This window comes from Paenibacillus sp. SEL1 (genome assembly GCF_054602535.1).
The window spans coordinates 2,060,390-2,086,153 of sequence record NZ_CM137723.1; the positions used below are offsets into that span (position 1 = coordinate 2,060,390).

The 25,764-nt window shown below is 47.8% G+C and carries 27 protein-coding genes; all 27 read left to right on the top strand.

All coding sequences use genetic code 11. The features are described 5' to 3' along the window. Window positions 1–176: 176 nt before the first annotated feature. Window positions 177–449 (top strand): HU family DNA-binding protein, encoded by a 273-nt coding sequence (locus ACYCSE_RS09510; protein WP_007428028.1) that lies wholly within the window; start codon window positions 177–179, stop codon window positions 447–449. Then, on the top strand, window positions 449–727 hold the full coding sequence (locus ACYCSE_RS09515) for an RNA-binding S4 domain-containing protein (protein WP_016818913.1): 279 nt from the start codon (window positions 449–451) through the stop codon (window positions 725–727). The genes ACYCSE_RS09510 and ACYCSE_RS09515 overlap by 1 nt, the downstream gene beginning before the upstream one ends. A 177-nt stretch (window positions 728–904) precedes the next feature. Beyond that, a complete protein-coding gene (yabP, locus tag ACYCSE_RS09520; protein WP_025721693.1) occupies window positions 905–1,189 on the top strand; it encodes a sporulation protein YabP in 285 nt (94 codons plus the stop codon). Continuing rightward, the gene (yabQ, locus tag ACYCSE_RS09525) at window positions 1,186–1,764 is read left to right on the top strand and encodes a spore cortex biosynthesis protein YabQ (protein WP_013308136.1); all 579 of its coding nucleotides are present in this window, start codon (window positions 1,186–1,188) and stop codon (window positions 1,762–1,764) included. The genes yabP and yabQ overlap by 4 nt, the downstream gene beginning before the upstream one ends. Window positions 1,765–1,768: 4 nt before the next feature. Further along, a complete protein-coding gene (locus ACYCSE_RS09530) occupies window positions 1,769–2,098 on the top strand; it encodes an FtsB family cell division protein (protein WP_013308137.1) in 330 nt (109 codons plus the stop codon). Between the two features lie 123 nt (window positions 2,099–2,221). Further along, on the top strand, window positions 2,222–2,746 hold the full coding sequence (locus ACYCSE_RS09535; protein WP_014279051.1) for a S1 domain-containing RNA-binding protein: 525 nt from the start codon (window positions 2,222–2,224) through the stop codon (window positions 2,744–2,746). Between the two features lie 505 nt (window positions 2,747–3,251). Then, window positions 3,252–5,759, top strand: a complete 2,508-nt coding sequence (gene spoIIE / locus ACYCSE_RS09540; RefSeq protein WP_023986443.1) for a stage II sporulation protein E — start codon at window positions 3,252–3,254, stop codon at window positions 5,757–5,759. Between the two features lie 126 nt (window positions 5,760–5,885). Further along, on the top strand, window positions 5,886–6,635 hold the full coding sequence (locus tag ACYCSE_RS09545) for a vWA domain-containing protein (RefSeq protein ID WP_307354268.1): 750 nt from the start codon (window positions 5,886–5,888) through the stop codon (window positions 6,633–6,635). Next, entirely contained in the window at window positions 6,619–7,557 is a 939-nt protein-coding gene (locus tag ACYCSE_RS09550) for a protein kinase domain-containing protein (RefSeq protein ID WP_061831248.1), read from the top strand. Before ACYCSE_RS09545 ends, ACYCSE_RS09550 begins: the two co-directional genes overlap by 17 nt. A gap of 65 nt (window positions 7,558–7,622) precedes the next feature. Continuing rightward, window positions 7,623–9,071 carry a tRNA lysidine(34) synthetase TilS gene (gene tilS, locus ACYCSE_RS09555; RefSeq protein ID WP_459702115.1) on the top strand — a complete coding sequence of 483 codons (1,449 nt, stop codon included), beginning with the start codon at window positions 7,623–7,625 and terminating at the stop codon, window positions 9,069–9,071. Between the two features lie 47 nt (window positions 9,072–9,118). Beyond that, complete coding sequence (hpt, locus tag ACYCSE_RS09560) at window positions 9,119–9,658, top strand: hypoxanthine phosphoribosyltransferase (RefSeq protein ID WP_025721686.1); 540 nt, start codon at window positions 9,119–9,121, stop codon at window positions 9,656–9,658. Window positions 9,659–9,755: 97 nt separating this feature from the next. Then, window positions 9,756–11,795, top strand: a complete 2,040-nt coding sequence (gene ftsH, locus ACYCSE_RS09565) for an ATP-dependent zinc metalloprotease FtsH (RefSeq protein ID WP_061831246.1) — start codon at window positions 9,756–9,758, stop codon at window positions 11,793–11,795. Window positions 11,796–12,072: 277 nt separating this feature from the next. Continuing rightward, entirely contained in the window at window positions 12,073–13,686 is a 1,614-nt protein-coding gene (nadB, locus tag ACYCSE_RS09570; RefSeq protein ID WP_459702116.1) for an L-aspartate oxidase, read from the top strand. Beyond that, window positions 13,676–14,566: a carboxylating nicotinate-nucleotide diphosphorylase gene (nadC, locus tag ACYCSE_RS09575; protein ID WP_459702118.1), complete on the top strand. Its 891-nt coding sequence runs from the start codon at window positions 13,676–13,678 to the stop codon at window positions 14,564–14,566. The genes nadB and nadC overlap by 11 nt, the downstream gene beginning before the upstream one ends. A 6-nt stretch (window positions 14,567–14,572) precedes the next feature. Continuing rightward, window positions 14,573–15,340, top strand: coding sequence for a type III pantothenate kinase (locus ACYCSE_RS09580; RefSeq protein ID WP_013368697.1), 768 nt, complete (start codon window positions 14,573–14,575; stop codon window positions 15,338–15,340). A gap of 219 nt (window positions 15,341–15,559) precedes the next feature. Next, window positions 15,560–16,444 carry an Hsp33 family molecular chaperone HslO gene (hslO, locus tag ACYCSE_RS09585; protein WP_061831243.1) on the top strand — a complete coding sequence of 295 codons (885 nt, stop codon included), beginning with the start codon at window positions 15,560–15,562 and terminating at the stop codon, window positions 16,442–16,444. 20 nt (window positions 16,445–16,464) lie between these two features. After that, window positions 16,465–17,397 carry a peptidyl-prolyl cis-trans isomerase gene (locus ACYCSE_RS09590; RefSeq protein WP_235306852.1) on the top strand — a complete coding sequence of 311 codons (933 nt, stop codon included), beginning with the start codon at window positions 16,465–16,467 and terminating at the stop codon, window positions 17,395–17,397. A gap of 250 nt (window positions 17,398–17,647) precedes the next feature. Next, window positions 17,648–18,586, top strand: a complete 939-nt coding sequence (cysK, locus tag ACYCSE_RS09595; RefSeq protein ID WP_061831241.1) for a cysteine synthase A — start codon at window positions 17,648–17,650, stop codon at window positions 18,584–18,586. A gap of 126 nt (window positions 18,587–18,712) precedes the next feature. Continuing rightward, window positions 18,713–20,335: an anthranilate synthase component I family protein gene (locus ACYCSE_RS09600; protein ID WP_459702121.1), complete on the top strand. Its 1,623-nt coding sequence runs from the start codon at window positions 18,713–18,715 to the stop codon at window positions 20,333–20,335. 5 nt (window positions 20,336–20,340) lie between these two features. Beyond that, a complete protein-coding gene (gene pabA, locus ACYCSE_RS09605) occupies window positions 20,341–20,916 on the top strand; it encodes an aminodeoxychorismate/anthranilate synthase component II (RefSeq protein WP_013308153.1) in 576 nt (191 codons plus the stop codon). A 3-nt stretch (window positions 20,917–20,919) separates the two neighbouring features. After that, the gene (locus tag ACYCSE_RS09610) at window positions 20,920–21,816 is read left to right on the top strand and encodes an aminotransferase class IV (protein ID WP_459702123.1); all 897 of its coding nucleotides are present in this window, start codon (window positions 20,920–20,922) and stop codon (window positions 21,814–21,816) included. Further along, the gene (gene folP / locus ACYCSE_RS09615) at window positions 21,813–22,679 is read left to right on the top strand and encodes a dihydropteroate synthase (RefSeq protein ID WP_459702124.1); all 867 of its coding nucleotides are present in this window, start codon (window positions 21,813–21,815) and stop codon (window positions 22,677–22,679) included. Before ACYCSE_RS09610 ends, folP begins: the two co-directional genes overlap by 4 nt. A 167-nt stretch (window positions 22,680–22,846) precedes the next feature. After that, on the top strand, window positions 22,847–23,209 hold the full coding sequence (gene folB, locus ACYCSE_RS09620) for a dihydroneopterin aldolase (protein WP_023986457.1): 363 nt from the start codon (window positions 22,847–22,849) through the stop codon (window positions 23,207–23,209). 9 nt (window positions 23,210–23,218) lie between these two features. After that, on the top strand, window positions 23,219–23,767 hold the full coding sequence (gene folK, locus ACYCSE_RS09625; RefSeq protein ID WP_069290765.1) for a 2-amino-4-hydroxy-6-hydroxymethyldihydropteridine diphosphokinase: 549 nt from the start codon (window positions 23,219–23,221) through the stop codon (window positions 23,765–23,767). Continuing rightward, complete coding sequence (locus ACYCSE_RS09630) at window positions 23,719–23,919, top strand: helix-turn-helix domain-containing protein (protein WP_025719314.1); 201 nt, start codon at window positions 23,719–23,721, stop codon at window positions 23,917–23,919. Before folK ends, ACYCSE_RS09630 begins: the two co-directional genes overlap by 49 nt. A 44-nt stretch (window positions 23,920–23,963) precedes the next feature. Then, window positions 23,964–24,992 (top strand): tRNA dihydrouridine synthase DusB, encoded by a 1,029-nt coding sequence (gene dusB / locus ACYCSE_RS09635; RefSeq protein WP_250259961.1) that lies wholly within the window; start codon window positions 23,964–23,966, stop codon window positions 24,990–24,992. Between the two features lie 214 nt (window positions 24,993–25,206). Then, window positions 25,207–25,683, top strand: coding sequence for a transcription elongation factor GreA (greA, locus tag ACYCSE_RS09640; RefSeq protein WP_013308160.1), 477 nt, complete (start codon window positions 25,207–25,209; stop codon window positions 25,681–25,683). Window positions 25,684–25,764: the final 81 nt, after the last annotated feature.

A 25,764-nucleotide genomic window follows, 5' to 3' on the forward strand; every position in this document is an offset into this window, starting at 1 on the left:
TTTTTACGGACAAGCCAGAATAACTTGTAGTAATTCTGAAAATAACTGTAGCTTATAGTTAAGCGTGTTACAGTGACATTCAGGAGGGCTTCGGCCACAGTTGGACCTCACGTCTGCTCCATAAATGGACATGCAGCGTGATGATTATTTTTTGACATTTGGGAGGCTTTTATCTTATGAACAAGACAGATCTGATCAACAATATTTCCAGCAAAAGCGGTTTGAGCAAACGTGACGTTGAAGCTGTATTGAATGGCGTTCTTGGTGAAATTACAGATGCACTTGCTAGCGGTGACAAAGTGCAACTGATCGGCTTTGGTACTTTCGAAACACGCAAGCGTTCCAGCCGTACAGGCCGCAATCCACAAACCGGTAACACGATTGAAATTCCAGAATCGACCGTTCCTGCTTTTAAAGCCGGTAATAAGCTTAAAGAAGCCGTTAACTAATGCGTCTTGATAAATTCTTGAAAGTCTCGCGGCTGATTAAGCGGCGTACGGTAGCCAAGGACGTCTCCGAACAAGGGAGAGTGCTGGTGAACGGACGCGAAGCCAAGCCGAGCAGTGCGGTCAAAGTAGGCGATGAAATTACCGTCCAGTTTGGCCAGAAGCTGGTGACCGTGCGAGTGGAACGGCTCGCCGACACTACACGCAAGGACGAGGCTGCAAGTATGTACACTTTGGTAAAGGAAGAGCCTATTGCCAGGGACAATGGTTTGAACTGGTAAGCAGACCTCTGATTTTCTCATAACTGTACATGAAAGCATTCCTTCATTATTTTATGAAGGAGTGCTTTTTTTCTTTAATGACGAGTTTTCGTCCATCATATGCTGATTAACAGCAAAAGCGGTTCTAAATCATACGGCCCCCTTCATAAGCTAAGAACAGAAGGAGGGGTACATGCCATGATTGAACAAGGGAAGTCCAAGCACCATGATCTGCGCATGCAAAGCCGCAAGCAACTCGATATTTCAGGCGTCAGCAATGTGGAGAGCTTTGACAGTGAAGAATTTTTGCTTCAGACCGAGCTGGGCCATCTCACCATTCGCGGACAACATTTACATATCAAAAACCTCAGTCTAGAAGAGGGGCTGTTGTCCATTGAAGGTCTGATTACTTCCCTCGTCTACCTGGAGCCCGGGGCCCCGGCCAAAAACGGAAAAAGCCTATTCGGCAAGATCTTCAAATGAACCCTTACACGCAATGGCTGACGTTGACGTGGATGCTGTTGTCGGGCATAGCCATGGGAGTGGTGTTTGACAGCTACCGGGTGCTGTCCATCCGCTTTCATTTTGCCCGCTGGAGTGTTCATATGTTGGACGTGCTGTACTGGGTGGCCTCGGCTTTGTTTATTTTCCGTGTGCTATACGCGAGTAATCGCGGTGAGCTGCGGTTTTATGTCTTTTTAGGACTACTTTTGGGGGTTTGGCTCTATTTTTGGGCCTTTAGTGTTACAACCCAACGTTTTGTGGTAATGTTATTAGAGATAGTTCGCAGACTGACGTTGATCGTGAACAGCATACTGCGCATCCTGATTGTTCTTCCGGTGTTAGCGCTGTATCGGCTGTTACGCAAGCTGGTCGGATGGACATGGGCACTAATTGTGTTCCTGGGAAGGATGCTGATATACATCCTGATGCCGGTTTGGAAGCCGATCCTATGGCTGATCGGTCCGCTTAAAGCGCGCTGGAAGACTCCAGAGTTGCTCGTAAAGCTGGGTATCAGACTGAAAAACACAGCGAAAAGATGGTTTGGAAGGAGGTAGTATCATGCGTAATTCGTCTGTAGATCGCCATTCATCTTCTACGTCCAAGTCCAACGCGGGCGGGCGCAGGCGAATCATGATTTGGTTGCTATCGCTTGCCGCCTTTGGTAGTTGGGCAATTTTTACCTTTTTTTCTCAAGGCATGATTATGGCCGATCGAAGTGAACAGCTCACCCAGAAGGAAAAGCAGAAGCAAGCTGCTACACAAACGGAACAACAGCTTCAAACCGAAGTGAATCGTCTGAAGGACCCTGAGTACATTGGCGAGATTGCCAGAAGCAAGTACGGTCTTTACAAACCGGAAGAGACGCCAATCATCGGAGATCAAAAATAGGAACATTATCGGGCCAATGCTTAGTTGACCTTGGTTCCGCCATTTTGTATAATCAAATCACCACAGCGGGATTTTTTTGCAAAAAAATCGGTTGTATATTTTAAGGGAGGATCATTTTATTCTATGGCAATTGAAGTGGGCACCAAGTTAGAGGGCAAAGTGACAGGCATCACGCATTTTGGAGCATTTGTGGATTTGTCTGGAGGTGTCACGGGTCTCGTTCACATCTCGGAAATCGCCGATAACTATGTTAAGGATGTTAACGACCACCTGAAGATTAATGATGTTGTGACGGTGAAAGTCATTAATGTTGACAAAGATGGCAAAATCGGACTTTCCATTAAGCAAACGATTGACAAGCCGGCAAGTGAAGCCCGTCCCCCAAGAGCTCCAAGACCGGAGCGTACAGGAGGACCAGGCGGAGGCGACCGTTTCGGCGGTGGAGGTTCAGGTCCAAGTCAAGGACGCGGTGGTGGTGGCGGTGGTTTCAACCGCGATCGTGGAGGCCGTTCTTTCAAGCCTGCACCGGGTAAACCTTCATTTGAGGATAAAATGTCACGCTTCCTGAAAGATAGTGAGGAACGCATTTCGTCGCTGAAAAAGAACACCGAAGGTAAACGCGGAGGACGCGGCGCGAAGCGTGTTTAATTCACTTTGACAACCGTATCAATCATACACGGAAAACCGTACAGTCGAGAGACTGCTACGGTTTTTTTTGCGTTCTACCGACAACGGATGCGATAAGCAGCGATTGTTGGCGCTGAATCCAGTGGTTAGTCGTACGGGCATTTATGAGATTCGCAATTTTGATGAAAAGAAAAGAGCTTCGATGCTGGAAAGCGGATGTTTTTTTTGTCGTGAGGACATAATCGTCCGACAAACTCCAACGGTTTTCCGTCTATCTTCTGTGCAAATCGCTAGATTGGACATCAGGATGAACGACATCGAGAGGTCATATAAGGAGTAGCGGGACGTTTCTTCCATCGGCTTCCATACGGGCGTAGCTTGATGTTCAGAGTGATGCTCTGTCCTTTCGCGCAGAACGTTTTTTTGTCGGAAATTTCTTGGAATAAGACGTGGGGTTCTGACAAACTTTCTCAGTCGTTCCGGTTTAAGATAGGAACATCAAATTGATGAATGGGGTGCCTGACGCATGATGGAGAAATGGAACGTGGTACATTTTCCAGGGTTAAAATCTAGAAAGTCCAAATCCAAAGAGCGTACGGAAGGGTGGTCTTCCAGACTCAAGAAACGGCTGGATTCACATAAAGTGGTGCAATGGGTAACGGCGCAAAGATGGATGCTGCTATTGTCAGCTATGGGAGTTCTACTGGGACGCGCCACTATTTTGGACGAGCTTTCTCCGTTTGCCCTCGCTTATTTTGCGGTCATAACGTTTCTTCGGCGTGATCTGATGCTGCCTGTAGCTGTATCCGTTGTGTTAGGCAGCCTGTTAGCTCCTTACCCATCGTTATTTATGATTGGTGGCGAGCTACTGGTATTTTATCTCCTGTATCGCGGACTACGAACCTTCGACCGTCTGGAATTATCCTATGCCCCGCTTATGGTTTTCTTGTCGGTGTTTATGGTCAATTTATTTAACGCCGTGATGGCTCCAACTTTTACATGGTATGAGCTTATCATTGTGGGAACGGATGCGGTTCTCAGTTTTATGCTTACGCTGGTGTTCACGCAGGCCATACCGTTGTTTACGTACCGCAAGAAGACAAGCCAGCTCAAAAATGAGGAAATTTTATGTCTTATTATTTTATTAGCCTCTGTGATGACGGGAGCAGTAGGCTGGACTGTTCATTCATTGTCTGTCGATCATGTACTATCGCGATATTTGGTCTTGGTGTTTGCTCTGGTGGGAGGTGCCTCGCTGGGCGCATCGGTCGGTGTAATTACCGGTTTAATTTTAAGCTTGGCCAATATGTCTGCAATTGTGCAGATGAGTTTACTCGCTTTTGCAGGTTTGCTGGCAGGGATGCTGCGTGAAGGGAAAAAGGGTGCTGTTGCGCTTGGGATGCTGCTAGGCTCCTCAATTCTGACGATCTATTTGGACGGAACCGGAGACGTGCTGACGTCAACTTGGGAGAGTTGTGCGGCGATTCTATTATTCTTAATGACCCCAAAAAGTTTCTTTAAAGCGGTTTCTACCTATGTTCCCGGTACGCAGGACCACGCCAAATCTCAGCATGAATATGCCAAAAGGGTCCGCGATCTCACCGCAGAGCGGGTAACGAAGTTTTCCCGTGTATTCAGTCAGCTATCCCGCAGCTTTCACCAGATATCTGCGAGTGAGAGCACGAAGTCGGACGGAGAAATCGAACACTTTATGAATGCGGTGGCAGAAGGGACATGTGCCTCCTGCTTCAAGTGTGAGCAGTGCTGGGACGGCAAGTTTATGCAAACCCATCAGTATATGACGGAAATGATGAGCGCCATTGAGGATAACCCCGATTTGGAGCCGGAGCAGATCCCCCCGCAATGGAGCAAGGCATGTGCTAAAACGGGCGCTGTCCTGCAAGTGATGAAGCAGCAGTATAGCCTCTACCAACATAATATGCAGTGGAAGCGCCAAGTATACGATAGTCGTCAGCTTGTTGCTGACCAGCTATCGGGTGTATCACAAATTATGGAGGATTTAGCGCGAGAAATTCAGCGGGAAGGACAGACCATGCATCGGCAGGAGGAGCAAATACGAGAGGCTCTTGATAGACTGGGCTTGTCCATCCAATCTATTGAGATTATTAATCTGGATGCAGGTCAGGTAGAAATTGAGATTGTCCATGCCTATACAAGGGGATTTGATGAATGTCGGAAAATCATTGCTCCACTTCTGTCGGACATTCTGGACGAGCATATAGCTGTGATGCGCGAAACGGAGGCAGATCGCCGCCAAGGCTTGGCTACAGTCATGTTCGGCTCCGCTAAAACGTATGAGATTGCTACAGGGGTAGCTAGTGCCGCCAAAGGAGGCGATTTTTTCTCAGGAGACAGCTACAGCATGATGGAGCTAGGGAACGGGACTTTTGCAGTCTCATTAAGTGATGGTATGGGGAACGGAGAGCGCGCGCAGCAAGAAAGCAGTGCAGCACTTAACATTTTGGAGGAATTACTGCAATCGGGTATGGACGAAAAGTTGGCGATCAAGTCGGTTAACTCTGTCCTGATGCTGCGATCACCTGAAGAAATGTATGCTACGGTCGATATGGCGCTGATTGATCAGTACACGGCCCAGACAACTTTTATGAAGATTGGGTCTACGCCGAGCTTTATTAAAAGAGGGGAGGAGGTCATCCCTGTATCTGCCAGCAACTTGCCGATTGGCATTATACAGGATATTGAAATTGATTTGGTATCACTGCAGCTCCAGCCGGGCGATATTCTCATTATGATTACAGACGGTATATACGACTCACCGGGTTACGCGGTTAATAAGGAAATATGGATGAAACGCATGATTCAGGAAATTGAAAGTGAAGATCCTCAGCAGTTGGCCGACTGTTTGCTAGAACGGGTTATTCGATACCAGCAAAATCAAATCTATGATGATATGACTGTAGTTGTTAGTAAAATCGACCACTTCCGCCCAGAGTGGGCAACTCTCCATGTACCTGGCATGAGGTGGTTGGAACGTCCACGGACGGTGAGCTAAGCCGACATTGCCCGGGAAATTCCTTACCCATTTTTAAAAATCCGCATCCTTCGTTTGAATCGTTCCGGATTAGGCAAAGATAGAATCTATCGGGATAGATTAAGAGGAAGCGGAGGTCAAAAAACGATGAAGCAAATTTTGATCATTACAGACGGATGCTCAAATGTAGGTGTTAGTCCAGTCATGGCGGCTGCCCAGGCTTTACGGGAAGGTATTACAGTGAACGTCGCCGGAGTCATAGATTATGGAACTATTGGCGAGCTTGGCAGTGCGGAGATTCAAGAAATTGCTAAAGCAGGGGGAGGGTTTAGCCAAATCGTAGGGACAAAACAGTTGGCGCAGACCATGCAGATGATGACGCGCAAAACGGTGGTTCAAACCATTCAGCAGGCGGTTAATAGAGAGTTAACGCACATTCTGGGTGAGGGTGGCGCCAAACATATCGGTGAACTTCCTCCGGCCAAACGAGCCCAAGTGGTTGAGGTGATGGATGAACTGACAGAAACAAGCAACCTGGAGATTGCTTTGCTCATTGATGCAAGTGCGAGCATGAAGCCTAAGCTGCCTGCTGTAGAGGACAGCATCCGTGATTTGCTACTCAGTTTACAGTCCAGAAGCGGACACAGTCGTATATCTGTATTTCATTTTCCGGGCGGCAAAATGGGAGAAGACGCAGTCATGGATATCGGTTGGACCTCTGAGCTTAACCAGATCAAATCGATATTTGGACGCTTGCGGATGAAAGGGGCAACACCGACAGGTCCTGCCATTTTACAAGTGATTGATTATTACCGATATGTTACACTAGGAGAACAGAAAGATCTGGAAGAATCCTATGGCAAAGGAGAAGGGATGCTCGGTGACTACGTCGTCTGATCCCGTTCTTGCACCCGGAACGGTCATCAAGGGCAAGTGGAAGCGGAGCAGCTATGTCATCCAGCGCTTGCTGGGCCGGGGAGCGAACGGAACTGTATATTTGGTAAAAGAAGCACAGGCCGATCGGCAATTTGCTCTGAAAATGGGGAAGAACACGCTTGATCTGCAATCGGAGATTAATGTGCTGACCACATTGCAGTCTCAGGGCACTCAGGCCGCCCTTCAGCGAAATGGAAATCCTTCCTTTTTGTTTGAGGTGGATGATGTAGTGTTACGCAGCGGAGAAATCCCCTTTTATGTTATGCGATATGTTAAGGGTGATCCGCTTCATCGTTTTGTGGCAGCCAAAGGGCCGGAATGGTATGGTGTGGCTGGAACCGGTATACTGAATCGCCTGGCGGATCTCCATCAGGCAGGATGGGTGTTTGGCGACCTCAAGCCGCAGAATATTTTGGTCAATGCCTATGGAGAGGCTGAATTAATTGACTACGGTGGGGTGTCTCTTGCTGGTCGGAGTGTTAAACAATTCACAGAGTGGTATGATAGGGGATTCTGGAATGCTGGCAGCCGAAATGCTGATTCCCAGTATGACCTGTTTGCCTTCGCTCTTCTAACGATTCATATATTGGAGAGCGAATCATTAAAGACCGCTGCGAGTAGGCTGCCTCAGTTGCGTAATACGGCAGAATTGACGGTCATCATTCGCCGTAGCCGTGTATTGCGCCCCTATGCCGAATGGCTGCTGGGTGCAGTGCGTGGAGAATATTCCGATACTCGTGCAGCGGCCCGATCTTGGTCACGTTTGGCTTCCGCACATGTCAGGCAATCGTCGGTCAAAAAAGGGAACCCACGCTGGCTGGGATATGCTTTCACGGTATCGCTTTTGCTGCTTGCCGGAGCGCTCTGGATTGCGTTAAGGTAGCAGCAGACTTACATAAGATAACAGATGATCATCATTTTTACGGTCGGGAGAAAAGAGGGTCGTGAATGGGAACAACAAAACCGACCGGTGTTGTACAGGAAGTGCTCGCCTTGGCGCGAGATCATTCACTGTGGAGCCCCGGAGACCGCATTGTGGTTGCTGTATCCGGTGGGCCGGATTCGGTGGCCCTTTTGCACATTTTACATGAAATATCCGTTATACATATGCCTTTACAACTCGTCTGCGCTCACGTTCATCATGGCTTCAGACCAGAGGAATCGGATGCGGAGGCTGAAGAGGTACGTAATATTGCCCAAAAGCTCGAACTTCCATTTGAAATGACTCGGGTGGATGTACCCGCTTATATGAAGGAGAGTGGGAAGGGGCCACAGGAAGCAGCCCGCGAGCTGCGCTACAGTTTTTTACATGATATGGCTACAAAGTGGGAAGCACAGCATATTGCAATGGCCCATCACGGCGACGATCAAGCCGAAACGGTTCTCTTGCATTTGCTGCGTGGTAGCGGCCCAGCAGGTTTGGCAGGTATGCGTTTGGCGCGCAGGGAAAAAAATGTGCAACTCATTCGCCCGCTGCTACGTATGTACAAGGCTGACCTGATTGAGTTTTGTAACTTTTATGATCTTTCCTATGTGATAGACAGCACTAATTTATCATCCAAATACCGTCGTAACGCCATTCGCATGGATGTGCTTCCTTTTTTGGGGCAATATAATGAGCGACTGACACCGTCCCTAAACCGGCTGGCCGAAACGATGGCTGACGAAAATGACTTTATGGAGGCATCCACACTGTCGGCATACGAGAAAATGGTGCGCTTGGATAATGGCAGGTACATGTTTCCCATCGCTTCATACCGTAAGCTATCCGTTGCTTTACAACGGAGGTTGATTAAACTAATATTAAATTATCTGCCTTCGGACAGTGAAAATTTTGATTTTCGTAAAATTGAGACCGTTCGACTAAGACTTCTCCAAGAGGCATCGTCTACATGGAGTTTGGACTTGGGAGGCGGTGCGGTTGGAGTCCGCGAATATGACCAGGCGGTTTTGTTTGACCGTAGGCAAGTCGTTATGGGCGAATGGTGCTATGGACTAAGTGTATTGCCTTTTTCCGGTGAGCTAGAGTTGCCTGAGGCAGGTGGTGTACTTCGGTGGCGAAGGGCTTCCTATTCGGATGCGGACCATCCGGCGAATAAGGAGGAAGCGTGGTTCGACGCAGATCAATTGAGTCTGCCTTTGACTGTACGCTCGCGATTACCTGGAGATACCATGTATATAATGGGATTAAACGGAAGAAAAAAGGTTAAAGATATTTTTATTGATGAAAAAATACCTCCTTCAATGCGTTCCGTTACTCCCATCGTCTGCGACCACGCTGGAACTATTCTCTGGATTCCGGGCGTACGACGTTCTGTACATGCCGCAGTGCAAAAGCACACGTCTTCGGTTATATATATGTCATGGCAAAGACGAGAGAGTCCGGGGCATCGGTAATTGCGCAGGAACGGCTTTCATAGTATAAACTTAGGAGGTTTACACCGTTGCAAAATGATATTCAGGAAATATTGATCAGCGAAGAAGAAATTCAGAGTAAAATTAAGGAATTGGGTGCACAGCTCAGCGTGAAATATGAAGGTAAAAATCCATTGGTGATTTGCGTACTGAAAGGTGCGTTTATCTTTATGGCTGATTTGGTTAAAACCATTACAGTGCCGTTGGAGCTTGATTTCATGGCTGTATCAAGTTACGGAGCATCCACAAAATCCTCAGGTATCATCAAAATCATTAAGGATTTGGACGCATCTGTAGAAGGACGCGACGTTCTGATTGTCGAAGATATTATCGACAGCGGCCTGACGCTGACGCATTTGATTGAATTGCTTAAAAACCGTAATGCCAATTCGGTATGTGTCGTAACCTTGTTCGACAAGCCTGCACGCCGGACAGTTAATCTTGAAGCAGATTATACTGGATTTACGCTTCCAGATGCGTTTGTTGTCGGCTATGGTCTGGACTATGCCGAGCACTACCGGAACCTCCCATACATAGGGATTTTAAAGCCGGAAATCTACACCAGCTAATCTCAGCCTCCAGTCCTAGGACTAAATAAGGCCCTTTGTTGAGAAGGACTTACAGGCTATGGTAAAATAACTTAAGTGTCTCGAGAGGAGGTAGGGGATGAATCGGTTCATCCGGAATTCTGGTTTTTATTTGATTCTTTTTTTAGTTGTGGTGGGTATCGTTCAGTTTGTTAGCAACAGTAACGAAGCCTCCGATCTCCCTAGATATGACCAATTACGGCAAGAGGTTAAAGCTAATAACATCTCTAAAGTAACGGTCCAATTTGACGGTTACGCCTATCTTGTAACCGGTGCATATAAGAAGCAGCCGGCTAATGCTAAATCGACCAATTTTTCCGTATATGTTCCACCAACGGATCAAGCACTAAGTGAACTGGTGAATGCCAGCGAAACGAACGGGTTTGAATACGTGCAGAAGAAAATGGAAGGCGAAAGCATTTGGCTGACGTTTTTGACTTCTATCATTCCTTTGGTGATCATGTTCCTGTTGTTCTTCTTCCTGTTTAATCAGGCACAGGGCGGTGGCGGCAAAGTTATGAACTTCGGCAAGAGCAAAGCCCGTCTGTATAACGAAGAGAAGAAGAAGGTTACGTTCGAGGACGTGGCAGGGGCTGACGAAGAGAAGCAAGAGCTTGTCGAAGTTGTAGAATTCTTGAAGGACCCACGCAAGTTTGCAGCTGTGGGCGCTCGTATTCCAAAAGGTGTCCTGTTAGTGGGCCCTCCAGGTACGGGTAAAACACTCTTGGCGAGAGCTGTTGCAGGCGAGGCCGGAGTACCGTTTTTCAGCATCTCGGGTTCTGATTTTGTAGAAATGTTCGTCGGGGTCGGTGCTTCCCGTGTTCGCGATTTGTTCGAGAATGCGAAGAAGAACGCACCTTGTATCATTTTCATTGATGAGATTGATGCCGTTGGACGTCAACGTGGCGCCGGATTGGGTGGCGGACATGATGAACGTGAGCAGACGCTCAACCAATTGCTCGTAGAGATGGATGGATTCGGCGCAAACGAAGGTATCATCATCGTAGCGGCTACAAACCGTCCGGATATCTTAGACCCGGCGTTGCTTCGTCCAGGACGTTTTGACCGTCAAATTACGGTTGACCGTCCAGATGTTAAAGGCCGTGAAGCAGTATTGTATGTACATGCTCGCAACAAGCCATTAACGAAGGATGTTAAACTGGACGTAATTGCGAAACGTACAACAGGCTTTACAGGCGCTGATCTGGAAAATCTGTTGAACGAAGCTGCCTTGTTGGCGGCTCGTCGTAACCGCAGAGATATCTCGATGCGAGAAGTAGATGAAGCTATCGACCGTGTTATCGTAGGTACAGAAAAACGCAGCCGCGTAATCAGTGACCGCGAAAAGCGAATTGTTGCTTATCATGAAGCAGGCCATACGATTATTGGTTTCTTCTTGGAAAATGCGGATATGGTTCATAAGGTAACGATTATTCCACGTGGACGTGCAGGCGGATATGTCATCATGCTTCCGAAGGAAGACCGCATGTTGACAACTAAGCAGGAATTGCTGGACAAAATCACTGGATTGTTGGGTGGACGCGTATCCGAGGAACTGTTCATTGGTGAGATCGGAACGGGAGCCTATAGCGACTTCCAGCAAGCGACAAGCATTGCACGCAGCATGATCGTAGAATATGGTATGAGTGAGAAGCTTGGTCCGATGCAGTTCGGTACTTCACAAGGCCAAGTATTCCTTGGACGCGATATCGGTCATGAGCAGAACTACAGTGATCAGATCGCTTATCAGATTGACCAGGAGATGAATCGCTTCATCACTGAGTCTTATGAGCGTGCTAGAGAACTCCTGACCAAGTATTCCAAAGAGGTTCATTTGATTGCTCAAACCTTGCTGGTAGAAGAAACTCTGGAACTTGAACAAATCAAACGTTTGATCGAGACAGGTTCTTTGGATGGTGGCACAACGGAGGGAGAAGGAACACCAGAAAATGGTGAGCCTGTGATCGACAACATTGGAGACGTCCGTGTACGTATTCAAGGTAAGGATGACGAGCCTAAGAATACAACGGATCAACCGAATGATATCCCTAATCTGAAAAAGCCAGAGGATGATAACAATTCGGGCAACTCCGGTGGTACTCCACCGACAACACCCTAATCATCCGATGGATAGTTGAATAAGCGTATAGGTAAGCTCCGGGGAACCAGGTATTATTGGTTTTCCGGAGTTTTTTAAATGGAAGATTATTGCTAACGTGATTTGACAGACATCGGAACGTTGTGTACATTTATTGTTAAATAAACGGCTGTCGTCTTCTTAGCGTATAAAAGCCAACAGTCGCTGCAATCGACTCTCTATCATTTTGAACATATACGTGAGCGCATACTGTAGAACTTATGGTGTGCGCTATTCTTCTGTGAAATCAGGTGAAGGCATGATTCCAAGATATCTAGTTGATTTTGATGTAGCGGACTTGACCCGATTGGAGGCCGACGTGTTAATTATCGGCTCAGGCATTGCGGGCTTATATACGGCGATTAAGGCTGCGGAGAATCGGAAAGTGTTGCTGATTACCAAGAAGACTTTGATGGAAAGCAACACGCGTTATGCTCAAGGCGGCATTGCTGCTGTCACATCGGACGAGGATACACCAGCCTATCATATGGAAGATACTCTGATTGCTGGAGCAGGTCTGTGTGAACCTGAGGCGGTCAGTACGCTTGTCCATGAAGGTCCAGTTGGTATTCAAGAGTTAATACGTATGGGAACGGTTTTTGATCGTGTGGATGGTGAACTAGCGTTGACACGGGAAGGAGCGCATAGTCACCGGCGTATTTTGCATGCTAATGGAGATGCTACCGGTTATGAAATTGTGCGTGCCTTATCAGACCAGGTTGCTGCCCATCCCGGTATCGAAGTGTGGGAAGAATGCATGGTAATTGATCTGCTGACGGAGCATGGTGAGTGTATTGGAGCCCTCGTCCAAAAGCCAGGTGGGGAAAGGTCGTATATCACTGCTAATGCAACGATTTTGTGCTCAGGAGGTAGCGGGCAATTATACCGTTATACGACCAACCCGGATATTGCAACCGGGGATGGTATCGCTATGGCATATCGTGCTGGGGCGATTGTACGGGATATGGAATTCATACAGTTTCATCCTACGGCGTTGTGCCATCCGGGCGCTCCAAGGTTTCTAATTTCCGAAGCTGTACGGGGAGAAGGAGCCGTATTACGCAATATTCACGGAGAACGCTTCATGGACAAGTATGATTCCCGGCAGGAGCTTGCACCCAGAGATATCGTAGCTCGTGCTATCATTCATGAGATGGAACGCACCCAAGCTGCGTTTGTATACCTGGATATTACGCATGAGCCACCTGAGCGGGTGAAGCAACGTTTTCCAACCATTTATCGGACATGTCTGTCATTTGGTTTGGATATGACGACAGACTGGATCCCCATTGCGCCTGCTGCCCATTATATGATGGGTGGTGTTCAGACTAATCTACACGGGGAAAGCTCCATTGCGCGTTTGTTCGCCTGCGGGGAAACCTCTTCTACAGGTGTTCACGGAGCTAATCGTCTGGCGAGCAATTCATTATCTGAAGCTATTGTATTCGCCAGCAGAATTATTGAGCGACTGCATTCATTGCCACCGCTAGTCGGCCATACGTTGATATCTTATAGCGATAACCGTACAGAGTTCCCGGCTTCATCCGTCGCGGAGCAGCGGCATAGGCTGCAAGAAGCAATGGTTCGTTATGCTGGAGTTCGTCGGCACGGCGAAGGGCTGCAAGCAGCATTAGATGAGTTGCAAGGGCTAATGCCTATTTTTGAGGCTGTGATTGCTAGCCGGGAAGAGATCGAATTTGCCAATTTGCTCACCTGTGCTTTATTAGTAACAGATGGTGCGCTGCTACGTGAGGAGAGCCGGGGAGCGCATTATCGCGAGGATTTTCCTGAGACAGATGATAGCGTCTGGCGAAAGCATGTTCAGCAGCGACGTGAGCAAGGGATAACGGAGGAGTACGTTCATGACATCTAACAGCGAGCTTTATGGAGAGTTTAGTGGATATCAGGAAGAACTGACGGCACAAATTCGCAGCTGGCTGCGAGAAGATACGGGCTCTGGCGATGTGACCACGCGCTGGACAATTGAGCAGGGCCACCAATCCAAGGCTGTCATTCATGCCAAGGAGAGCGGCGTGGTTGCGGGGTTACCCGTGGCTGCCCTTGTATTTCAGGTAGTGGACCCTTCCTTGTCGTTCACTCCGCTGGTAGTCGATGGACAGTGGATTGAAAAGGGGAGCGTTTTGGCAGAAGTAACGGGGAGTACCTATGCAATCCTGACCGGGGAGCGATTGGCGTTAAATCTGCTCCAACGGATGTCTGGTATTGCCACGCGGACTCGGGCTTTTATAGATCAATTGCATGGTCTGTCCACTCGCTTGGTGGATACACGTAAAACAACACCGGGACATCGACTGCTGGAGAAGTATGCTGTTCGTGTAGGCGGTGGCTCGAATCATCGCTTTGGCCTGTACGATGCTGTTATGATTAAGGATAATCATATTAAGGGCGCAGGTGGGATTGAACAAGCTGTGAGTCGAGCGCGCGCTAATATACCGCATACGATGACGATTGAAGTAGAGACGGAAAACATGAAACAAGTTCAGGAAGCCCTGGAAGCTGGGGCGGATATCATTATGCTGGATAACATGTCTGCCCCAGATATGAAGGAAGCCGTTCGGTTCATTCGGGAACGGGCACCACATGTCAAAACAGAAGCCTCGGGCAATGTATCGCTGGATACAGTGCGTGAGATGGCTGAGAGTGGCGTAGATGTGATTTCTGTAGGCAGGCTGACATACTCTTTTCATAACCTGGATATCAGCCTTGACCTTAACGCAAAGAAAGATAGGTGACACCCATTGATTCTTGTAGTGGATGTAGGCAATACCAATATTGTTCTGGGGATATACGAAGGGCGGGAGCTGTTGCACCATTACCGGATCAGTACCTCCAGACAGGCAACCGCAGATGAATACGGCGTACTCATACATAATCTTTTTAGTATGGGTGGCGTATTAAAGGATGACATCCAGGGAGTGATTATTTCCTCTGTCGTTCCGCCATTGGTCCGTGTATTAGAAGAAATGTGCGATAAATACATAGGCAAAACGCCGTTAATCGTCGGGCCGGGAATCAAGACTGGTCTTAACCTGCGTTATGAGAATCCACGTGAAGTAGGTGCGGATCGGATCGTGAACGCTGTTGCGGCTGTCGAACGGTTCGGCGGGCCGCTGGTTGTGGTGGACTTTGGAACAGCGACGACGTTTGATTGTATTGACGATAAGGGAAACTACTTGGGCGGTGTCATTGTGCCGGGGATCGGGATTTCGACGGAGGCACTGTATCAACGGGCTTCCAAGCTGCCCCGCATCGAGTTGGAGAAACCCAAAAAGGTTATTGGTCGTAATACGGTTCATGCCATGCAAGCTGGGATTATCTTCGGTTATGCGGGGCAAGTGGATGGCATTGTGAGGCGCATTAAGGAAGAAATGCAGGTGGAGCCTACGGTTATTGCTACCGGAGGTCTTGCAGAGCTAATCGCATCAGAGACAGAGAGCATTCAGAAAGTGTTGCCGATGTTGACGCTCGAAGGATTACGCATCATTTACCAACGTAACGCTGAATAAAAAAAGTGGATATAAGCTGCCGCTGAGTCCAACCGATGATCTTATCGGTTTGGATTAGCGGCGTTTTTCGTCTATACTGAAATATGTTACGTTTTTGAACAATTCGCGTGATCTGTCGATGCAGGTTGTTTATATAATAGGAAATTATGCTTCAATGATGAGCCATACTAACGAAAATAAGCAGCATAGCTGTCCTGGAGAATAGGGGAGGATATCAATATGGAAAATAAGCAGGATCGACTTATTCGTGGTACAGCCATGGATGGAAGGGTTAGAGCTTTTGCTGTTCGGACAACTCAATTGGTAGAGGAATTGCGGAGAAGACATGATACTCATCCTACGGCAACCGCTGCTTTGGGGCGAACCCTCACAGCAGGTGCTATTATGGGTTCTATGCTAAAAGGCAAAGAGCGATTGACCATTCAAGTTAAAGGTGATGGACCGATTGGGCAAATTGTCGTTGATGCCAATGCTGTAGGGGAAGTGCGAGGTTATGTTACTGAACCGCATGTGCATTTGCCGAGCAATAGTATGGGCAAACTGGATGTAGCGGGTGCCGTAGGTACAGAGGGTTTCATTCATATCATCAAGGATTTGGGGTTAAAAGAACCGTATCGCGGCAGTACTCCGATTATTTCCGGTGAACTGGGTGAGGACTTTACCTATTATTTTGCCAAATCGGAACAGACCCCGTCAGCAGTGGGCTTGGGTGTGCTGGTAGATACGGATAACTCGGTTATTGTGGCCGGTGGATTTATTATTCAGTTGCTTCCAGGCTTGAATGATGATGAGATTACTGCGATCGAAAATGCAGTCAGCTCCATTCCACCCGTTACTGCTTTGCTGGATCAAGGGTTGGAACTTGATGAAATGCTGCGCTGGATGCTGCCGGACGTTCGGATTCTCGATGAATTGGATATTCATTTTCAATGTGAGTGTTCACGTGAGCGCGTGGAAAAAACATTGATCAGTTTGGGAGAAAGCGAATTAGAGCAGTTAATTGAGGAAGAAGGACAGGCTGAGGTCGTATGCCACTTTTGTAATGAGGCTTATCAATTTAATAAAGATGAATTGCAAAATCTGTTAGATCAAGCCAAAGCCTAACCGGATGGGCGGTGCAAGCGATGACTACACGGGAAAAAGGATTATGGACAGCTGTCATTATTCTGACCGTTAGCGTCGCCGCCTTGGGTGGTCTTATCATGCTTCGGGGGCTGTCAAAGCCGGGTGATGTAAGCAAGGATGACGGCGATCATACTGTGGCGGAGATGGGTCAGGAAGGCATATCGGAGGAACAGTGGGTAGCGGAACTGAAAAAGCGATATGGAACCAATACGCTGTTGCAAATGTTGAATCGTAAAGCCGTGCAGGCTGAAACCAAGCGTCTCGGTATCAAGATCACCCAAGAGGATCTACAGCAGGTGCTGGAGCAGGATAGTAAAGGGTATGACTCAGATCATGCCTATTTTGATGAAATGCAGCGACAGTTTGGCTTAGGTCCGGTTGATTTGCGGAATGAAGCGGAATACCGGATTGGTTTGGAGAAAATAGCCACGCAGGGTATTCAGGTTCAGGAAGCGGAGATTGACGAGTATTGGGAGCAGCATCCTGAGGAATTTGCCGTCGGTAAGCAGATCCAATTGGCAGCTCTTTATGTAGATAATGCGGAGGAAGCAGAAGCGTTGCTAGATCGGGTTAAGCAGGGGGAGAGCTTCGATGTGCTGATTCAAGAGCATGCAGGTAAGCCTTTCGACAAAGATAGCAGTGGACAGCTGGGATGGGTGGATGAATATGATCCATTGCAACCGGAGGCGATCATGAAGGCGGCGAGAGAGCTAAGCTCTGGGGATGTTGCAGGTCCGATCTCTGTTAACGATGGCTATGCTGTCATTTATGTACAGGATGTCCGGTTGAAGAATTCTCCGGATAAGCAGCAGATCCGACAGCAAATTCGCCGATCTCTTGCGCTTGCACAAGCCGCTCCTTTGGAAGAGGTCGAGAAGGGTCTGCGTGATAAATATGGAGCGCGTATTTTATCTGGAAAGAATGCATCCTAAGCTTCTCTGTAACGTAGTGAAAGAATATTGGTTTGAAGGAAGCCCGATGCTGATAACGCGGGTTGACAGCATCGCGGCTTATTCACTCGTATTGACATTGGAATTGAAGATTGTTATGATTAGCGTATAAAACCAACTATTTTTATCGGAAATTAATGAACGGCACTAAATTAAAGTAATTGACTAAGAATCATCTACAATATGATTTCGCAATTTGTAATATATCATCTACAGTCAGGGAGGAATTATCATGGCTAAAGTTGTTAATAACATTACCGAACTTATCGGAGAAACACCCCTCGTTCGCCTCAACCGGATCGTACCGGAAGATAGCGCCGAAATCTATTTGAAACTGGAATATCAGAACCCAGGCTCCAGTGTAAAAGATCGTATTGCGATTAGCATGGTAGAAGAAGCTGAACGTGAAGGTCTGCTTAAGCCAGGCGGTACCATTATTGAAGCAACAAGCGGTAATACAGGAATCGGCTTGGCTATGGTAGCTGCTGCGAAGGGCTATAAGGCAGTCATCGTTATGCCAGAAACGATGAGCATAGAGCGTCGTAATTTGTTGCGTGCTTATGGAGCCGAGCTTGTGTTAACACCAGGATCAGAAGGCATGAATGGGTCCGTTAAGAAAATGGAAGAATTGCTGAGTGAAAATCCGGATTATTTTGCTGCTGAGCAGTTCAAGAACAAAGCTAATATCAAAATTCACCGTGAAACGACCGGCCCTGAGATTGTGGAAGCCATTCGTTCCATTGGCGGAACTCTGGATGCTTTTATAGCGGGAATAGGCACTGGCGGAACCATTTCTGGTGCCGGAGAAGTGCTTAAGAAAGAATTCCCTGATATCAAAGTGGTGGCTGTAGAGCCCGCCTCTTCCCCGCTGTTAGCAGGCGGTAAGCCAGGACCCCACAAGATCCAAGGACTGGGTGCCAACTTTATTCCTGAAATTTTAAACCGTGATATCTATGATGAAATTATTCATGTAGAAAACGATGAAGCTTTTGAGGTAGCACGTAGAGTGGCCAAGGAAGAGGGCATTTTGTCCGGTATTTCTTCTGGCGCGGCTGTTCATGCGGCTTTGAAACTTGCTAAGCAATTGGGCAAGGGTAAACGGATCGTTGTCATTGTTCCAAGTAATGGAGAACGTTACCTGAGTACGCCACTATACAATTTCGAGCTGTAATTATGTCGTAATTGTGTATACTATACGTAAGGATTCCCTCATTTCCCTGTTGCAGGGGGGTGGGGGTTTCTTTTTAAGGAGAGAATGTAGACTTTTTGAAAAGTAGGGAAGGGGAAGCACACACGGATGAAATCGACAGCTAGAGTGACGGAGGCGCAGTGGCAGGTTTGGCAGGAGGAAGGCTGGAGCATACTTCCCTATATCGCTGAGTACCCATTACCCGTGGGAGGGCTACCGTCATCGTGGCGGAAGGCTTGGGAGGATTCGTCGCCATATGCCTTTTTGCTGGAGAGCGCTAAAGGTGGGCGGTACACCTATCTGGCCTTAAATCCGGTTGCTATATTGGAAGGCAAGGGAGAACATGCAGTTTGGACTGATTTGCAAAGTGGGAAACATGGAGATATACATGGTCAACCTTTGAACGTCATGAACAACTGGATCGCTCCTTACCGTGCACCGCGTGTACCTGGCATGCCTTTTTTCTCTGGGGGATTTGCGGGTTATCTTGGCTACGATGTAGCTCGCTCGTTGGAGCGTTTGCCATCTCAAGCTGCAGACGATACGGGCATACCTGATTATGTATGGATGAGGGTGAATGAGCTATGGATTTATGATCACGAAAAATCCTGCATATATTGTGCTGTTCATATGCCTGCTCCTGCGCATTCCGATAAAGTCAGCCGTGATACCGATTTGACCAATCCCGTTATACGGGATGGGCCAAATCCCATACTTTGCGAGCATTATGCGGAAGCTGCCCAACGTGCAGAACGTATGCTGATTCAGTGGAATAACATCATAAATGCAGGAGAGATTGATCCTGCGTACCCTCGTCGTTGTGCTAGGCTTGCCGAAGAGGGGTTAGAGGCTGCTCATCAAGAATCTGATGGTTGGACAGCGGCATTCAACCAACAAGATTTTGAACATGCCGTAAGACGTGTGCAGGAATACATTGCCCAAGGGGATGTATTCCAGGTTAACTTGTCGATTCGTCAGCAACGTGCGCTTACAGCCCTCCCTGAAAATATATATGAATGGCTTCGTCTGCTGAATCCTTCCCCTTATATGGGTATGCTGCGTATGCCAGATTTACGGATCGTCAGTGGCTCGCCAGAATTGTTGGTGAAGCTGGAGGATGGACGTGTGAGCGCCCGACCTATTGCAGGTACGAGAAGAAGGGGGCTAACACCGGATGAAGATGCCGCTATGGCAGCAGAGCTTCTATCAAGCGAAAAAGAACGCGCCGAGCATATTATGCTCGTCGATCTGGAGCGTAACGATATCGGACGGATTGCTGAATACGGATCGGTGCATGTGCCTGAACTGCTGACTGTCGAATACTATTCGCACGTTATGCATCTGGTATCTCAGGTTGAGGGGAAATTAGCCCAGGGTCGTACAGCTATAGATGTAATTGCTGCTACCTTTCCAGGCGGAACCATTACCGGGGCACCCAAGGTGCGCACCATGGAAATCATTGAAGAATTAGAGCCCGTTCGTCGGGGTCCTTATACAGGGTCTCTTGGATGGATTGACTATAACGGCAATATGGAATTAAATATTATAATAAGAACACTAGCTGTTAAAGGCAGCACTGCCTATTTACAGACAGGTGCGGGGATCGTCATTGATTCAGACCCGTACAGGGAATATCGGGAATGTCGGAACAAGGCCAGAGCTGTCATGAAGGCGGTACAATGTGGTGAAGAAGAAGCTGCTTTGAGCAGAAGCGGTATCACAGGAGGGTGAGTCGTATGATTTTGGTGATTGATAATTATGATTCGTTTACGTACAATCTTGTTCAATATTTGGGTGAACTTGGCGAAGAAGTAACCGTAAAACGGAACGATGAGATTGATGTGAAAGGCATAGAAGAGCTGGCACCAGAGCATATTTTGATCTCGCCGGGTCCATGCACGCCGAATGAGGCGGGGATATCACTGGATGTGATCAGCCATTTTAAAGGTCGCATTCCGATTTTTGGCGTTTGCCTCGGCCACCAGGCCATCGGACAGGCTTTTGGCGGTAAGGTTATCCGGGCTGAACGACTCATGCACGGTAAAACATCACCGATTCTTCATCACAATACGTCGGTATTTGAAGGCTTGCCTTCTCCGTTCACAGCAACCCGGTATCACTCATTGCTGGTGGAACGCGAGAGTCTGCCTGAGTGTCTAGAGATTACCGCAGAAACCGCGGAAGGTGAAATTATGGGTTTGCGGCATAAAGAATTTGCCGTAGAAGGAGTTCAGTTCCATCCAGAATCTATTATTACGGATTACGGGCATCAACTATTACGCAATTTCCTAAAACGCAAGGTAGGCGTCTGATTCATGAAATATATCGGAGTCAACGGCGTCCTCACGGAAGCCGCAAAAGCCGTGATTCACGTAAGTGATCACGGCTTTTTATACGGAATGGGCTTGTTTGAAACATTCCGCACCTACAAGGGTGTCCCATTCTTGCTGGATCGGCATCTGCATCGACTGCAGGAAGGTTGCCGAATGCTCGGCATTCCTTTTCAACCGGATGAGGAGCAGCTTACGAGACACATCCAATATCTGATGGTGGCGAATGGACTGGATGAAGCCTATATCCGCTACACCGTATCAGCGGGCGAAGAGGTGCTAGGATTGCCGACGGGGGACTATACGCGCCCCAACCATATTTTGTTTGCGAAACCGTTGCCCTCTACCAATACACAAACCGGGCAATCCATTTCCCCATCGGCGCTTCAGTTGCTGCGAACCCCCAGAAACACTCCAGAGGGTGAGGTTCGTTTAAAGTCGCTCCATTATATGAATAATATTCTTGCGAAGCGGGAACTTCAGCAGTATGCCGAGGCTGTCCGTTATAAGGCTGAAGGAATGATGCTTACGGCCAATGGTTTTCTGGCGGAGGGAATGGTCAGCAATCTGTTTTTTGTGCGGAATAATACGCTGTATACCCCTGACTTGTCTACAGGAATTCTGCCAGGCATTACGCGTGAATTCATTTTGGAGCTGGCGCATCTGCGAGACATTCCTTGTGAGCAAGGTTTGTACAGCTGGGACGAGCTGAAACAGGCTGATGAAATTTTTATGACCAACTCTATACAAGAAATACGGCCCGTGGATTTGTTGTTGGAGCCGGGTGGAGCAACGAACCATGTATCGGTTCCCTTGACGCAACCCAGGTCCATAACAGCTTTGCTGTTGCACGATTATAGACAGAAAGCAGGGATCAAGTGAACATACCGACCCTTTATCAACGTAGTTACCGAATGGGGGATGCCGAGCTTACGCTAGGACATTCCACACAGATCATGGGTATACTGAATGTGACCCCGGATTCATTTTCCGATGGAGGATTACATTATAACCCAGAGATTGCTGTTTTACATGCATTGAAGCTGGTGGAAGATGGAGCCGATATCATTGACATTGGTGGGGAGTCTACCCGCCCGGGTCATGACCCAGTAGGTGTGGAAGAGGAGTTGGCTCGGGTCATTCCGGTCATCCAGGCCATTCATCGTATCGCACCGCACATTCCGTTATCTGTAGATACTTACAAAGCCGAAGTAGCCAGGCAGGCGCTTGAAGCTGGTGCACATATCATTAATGATGTGTGGGGGTTTAAGGCAGACCCTGATATGGCGCGTGTAGCTGCGGAATTCGATTGCCCGGTCATTTTGATGCATAATCGTCATGATCGTAATTATAGTGATTTGGTTACTGATATGCTGTCTGATTTGAAAGAGAGTATCCGATTAGCGCTGGATGCGGGGGTACGTGAGGAACAGATCATTTTAGACCCAGGCATCGGTTTTGCCAAGGATTATGATGAAAATATCCATGCCATGACTTCTCTCGATACATTGAGTCAGCTAGGCTTCCCACTGTTATTGGCTACGTCACGCAAAAGATTTATTCGTACAGCACTCGATTTGCCTGTGAATGATGTGGTGGAGGGTACGGCGGCTACTGTTGCTTTTGGCATTGCTCAAGGGTGCCAGATTGTGCGTGTACATGATGTGGCACAAATCAAGCGCACCGTACGTATGTGTGATGCGATGGTGTACGGATCTAAAAATGCACTGAGTTATGACGGGTAAAGCCCGCTCCACGAATGATTTGATCCTACGATCGCTGTTGCAACGGGATTCTTTGAATTGGTAAAACGTGTAACTGTAAGAATCCCGTTGCAAAGGCGAGCGCTTCGCTACCACCAGTAAAGTCACTTGATTAGAAAAATCTAATAAAAACAGGGGGTCTACCCACGATGGATAAAATGGTTTTGCATCGTATGGAGTATTACGGATATCATGGCGTTTTTCCAGAGGAGCGCAAGCTGGGACAGCGTTTCTATATTGATTTGGAACTGGAGCTTGATCTGCGTGAAGCGGGTGAGCAGGATGCTTTGGACAAAACGGTTAATTACGCCGAGGTGCATTACACCGTTAAAGATATTGTAGAAAAGGAATCTTACCAATTGATTGAAGCTTTGGGCGAACGTATTGCATCTTCCCTACTGGACACTTATACTAGTGTCAATGCACTGACTGTCAAAGTCACGAAGCCGCATCCGCCGTTTGATATTCATTTTCAAGGCGTGACGGTTGAGCTTTATCGCGCAAGAAAGTAGGAACGATACATGAATGCACATTCGACCTCTGAGGGATCAGAGGCTTATATTGCTTTAGGGGCTAATTTGGGGGAGCGCGAGCATACCCTGTATGAAGCCATTACGGCGCTGGACGAACATCCGGGTATACGGGTGCTGCGGTGCTCCAGCCTGTACGAAACAGAACCTGTTGGGTATCTGGATCAACCTTCTTTTTTGAACATGACGGTAGCCGTATCTACAACACTTGCTCCAGAGGAGCTTCTGGTATATATGCTGGAGGTGGAGAGTCGTCTGGGGAGAGTGAGACATATTCCTAATGGTCCACGAACCATTGATCTGGACTTGTTATGGATGGGAGCGGCGCAACTGGCTACACCGGATTTGGAGCTTCCTCACCCTCGTATGTTGGAGCGTGCTTTTGTGCTGGTTCCTTTGGCTGACATCGTTCCGAACCAAGATCCGTCCGGTCTGTACAGTATCGTGCATACTGCATTGAATTCTGTGGATGGAAAGGACGGCATACAGCTTTGGAAAACATGCAGCTGGCGCAACGACTCCGCGCCTTTCGGAAGCTAAAAGGGTTCACACAGCAGGAGTTGGCAGAACGTACTGGTATATCTTTGACTGTATTAGGTGCTGTGGAGCGAGGCAATCGTACAGTAGACCCAGACATGCTGAACATCATCGCCCAAACGCTAGAAATTGAAGTCCGGGAACTGACGGAATGACGATAAGTGACGATACAAAAGAAAGAATAAAGGGGTGAACAAATATGTTGAAAATCGGCGATATTGAAATGAAAAACCAAGTCGTTCTGGCTCCGATGGCAGGCGTGTGCAATCCTGCTTTTCGCTTGATCGCCAAGGAATTCGGTACAGGCTTGGTATGTGCAGAGATGGTTAGTGATAAGGCCATCATTCACGGCAACAAGCGTACACGTGAGATGCTGTTTGTAGATGAGCGCGAGAAGCCGCTTAGCTTGCAAATTTTTGGAGGCGACCGCAAATCTTTGGTGGAAGCGGCGAAAGTCGTAGACCAGGAGACGAATGCAGATATTATTGACATCAATATGGGCTGCCCGGTTCCCAAAGTGACCAAATGTGATGCAGGCGCTCGTTGGCTGCTTGATCCAAACAAGATTTATGAGATGGTATCGGCGGTAGTGGAATCGGTAAGCAAGCCGGTTACCGTGAAAATGCGTATTGGTTGGGATAGCGAGCATATTTATGCCGTAGAGAACGCTCGCGCTGTTGAACGTGCCGGAGGTCAGGCCGTTAGCGTACATGGCCGTACACGGGAGCAACTGTATACGGGACATGCGAATTGGGATATTATAAAAGAAGTTAAAGAAGCAGTTTCCATTCCTGTAATTGGAAATGGTGATGTGGCATCACCGGAAGATGCTCGCCGTATGCTGGATTTGACCAATTGTGATGGCGTTATGATCGGACGTGGTGCTCTGGGGAATCCGTGGATGCTCTACCGTACGATTGAGTACCTGCAAACGGGCGAGCTGTTGCCCGATCCTTCACCGGAAGAAAAAATTCGTATTGCCATTCTGCATATGGATCGTCTGGTTGCATTGAAGGGTGAAGCAGTGGCTGTCCGTGAAATGCGTAAACACCTGGCTTGGTACCTCAAAGGGTTTAAAGGTTCTGCACGTATTAAGGATGTCATTATGGAAGAAACAAAGCGCGACGATATGGTACGCATTTTGGATCAATTTGTATCTCAATTGCACATGGTAGATAACGATGAGCCTTCTACAAGCGCTGCTTCTCCTGCTGCTGTTGCGCAATAAGGAAGCTGTTCCGGCCTGTGCACGCGATTGACTTTTCCAATTGCTTGCCCTATAATCGTTCAGTATAAAATCTTGATGTATGCTACAAATTGTGTGCAGCTCTCAAGACAACAGCAGGAAATGTTCTCATTCCCTCAGAGTGGCATATTATGTTTTGAAAGCGTGCATTCCGATGCACTTTTAAACTTTTCCCATGACAGGAGAATCGGTTAAGATGAGCGATAAAGAAGTCATTCTGACACAGGAAGGTCTTAGAAAGCTCGAAGATGAGCTTGAGAACTTAAAGTCTGTCAAACGCCGCGAAGTGGCTGAACGGATTAAGGTAGCCATCGGATACGGAGATATTAGTGAAAACTCCGAATATGAGGATGCGAAGAATGAGCAGGCCTTTATTGAAGGCCGTGTAATTACGTTGGAAAAGATGCTACGCAATGCCCGCATTATCAATAGTGATGAAATTGACACCGATGTTGTGGGAGTAGGTGCAACTGTGACTGTTGAAGATTTGGAATTCGGAGATATTACAGAGTATGCTATCGTAGGTTCAGCCGAATCTGACCCGCTACAAAACAAGATTTCGAATGAAAGTCCGGTTGGCAAGGCAATTCTCGGTAAGAAAAAGGGAACTGTTGTGGATGTCACCGTTCCAGCAGGCGTTATTCAATATAAAATCGTGGATATCAAGAAATAAGACACGGACTTTGGAATTTAATGTAAAAGCTTCCTTGTGGAAGCTTTTTTTCTCTACACCCGGACGGACCCCGGCCCGTCT

Coding starts and splice junctions, on each gene's coding strand:
- ACYCSE_RS09535 (WP_014279051.1), top strand. CDS start 2,222: ATGGCAATTGAAGTGGGCACCAAGTTAGAGGGCAAAGTGACAGGCATC.
- ACYCSE_RS09600 (WP_459702121.1), top strand. CDS start 18,713: ATGAAATCGACAGCTAGAGTGACGGAGGCGCAGTGGCAGGTTTGGCAG.
- ACYCSE_RS09530 (WP_013308137.1), top strand. CDS start 1,769: ATGCGTAATTCGTCTGTAGATCGCCATTCATCTTCTACGTCCAAGTCC.
- spoIIE (WP_023986443.1), top strand. CDS start 3,252: ATGATGGAGAAATGGAACGTGGTACATTTTCCAGGGTTAAAATCTAGA.
- tilS (WP_459702115.1), top strand. CDS start 7,623: ATGGGAACAACAAAACCGACCGGTGTTGTACAGGAAGTGCTCGCCTTG.
- ACYCSE_RS09545 (WP_307354268.1), top strand. CDS start 5,886: ATGAAGCAAATTTTGATCATTACAGACGGATGCTCAAATGTAGGTGTT.
- ACYCSE_RS09515 (WP_016818913.1), top strand. CDS start 449: ATGCGTCTTGATAAATTCTTGAAAGTCTCGCGGCTGATTAAGCGGCGT.
- ftsH (WP_061831246.1), top strand. CDS start 9,756: ATGAATCGGTTCATCCGGAATTCTGGTTTTTATTTGATTCTTTTTTTA.
- hslO (WP_061831243.1), top strand. CDS start 15,560: ATGGAAAATAAGCAGGATCGACTTATTCGTGGTACAGCCATGGATGGA.
- yabP (WP_025721693.1), top strand. CDS start 905: ATGATTGAACAAGGGAAGTCCAAGCACCATGATCTGCGCATGCAAAGC.
- nadC (WP_459702118.1), top strand. CDS start 13,676: ATGACATCTAACAGCGAGCTTTATGGAGAGTTTAGTGGATATCAGGAA.
- cysK (WP_061831241.1), top strand. CDS start 17,648: ATGGCTAAAGTTGTTAATAACATTACCGAACTTATCGGAGAAACACCC.
- ACYCSE_RS09610 (WP_459702123.1), top strand. CDS start 20,920: ATGAAATATATCGGAGTCAACGGCGTCCTCACGGAAGCCGCAAAAGCC.
- ACYCSE_RS09510 (WP_007428028.1), top strand. CDS start 177: ATGAACAAGACAGATCTGATCAACAATATTTCCAGCAAAAGCGGTTTG.
- pabA (WP_013308153.1), top strand. CDS start 20,341: ATGATTTTGGTGATTGATAATTATGATTCGTTTACGTACAATCTTGTT.
- folK (WP_069290765.1), top strand. CDS start 23,219: ATGAATGCACATTCGACCTCTGAGGGATCAGAGGCTTATATTGCTTTA.
- folB (WP_023986457.1), top strand. CDS start 22,847: ATGGATAAAATGGTTTTGCATCGTATGGAGTATTACGGATATCATGGC.
- nadB (WP_459702116.1), top strand. CDS start 12,073: ATGATTCCAAGATATCTAGTTGATTTTGATGTAGCGGACTTGACCCGA.
- dusB (WP_250259961.1), top strand. CDS start 23,964: ATGTTGAAAATCGGCGATATTGAAATGAAAAACCAAGTCGTTCTGGCT.
- greA (WP_013308160.1), top strand. CDS start 25,207: ATGAGCGATAAAGAAGTCATTCTGACACAGGAAGGTCTTAGAAAGCTC.
- yabQ (WP_013308136.1), top strand. CDS start 1,186: ATGAACCCTTACACGCAATGGCTGACGTTGACGTGGATGCTGTTGTCG.
- ACYCSE_RS09590 (WP_235306852.1), top strand. CDS start 16,465: ATGACTACACGGGAAAAAGGATTATGGACAGCTGTCATTATTCTGACC.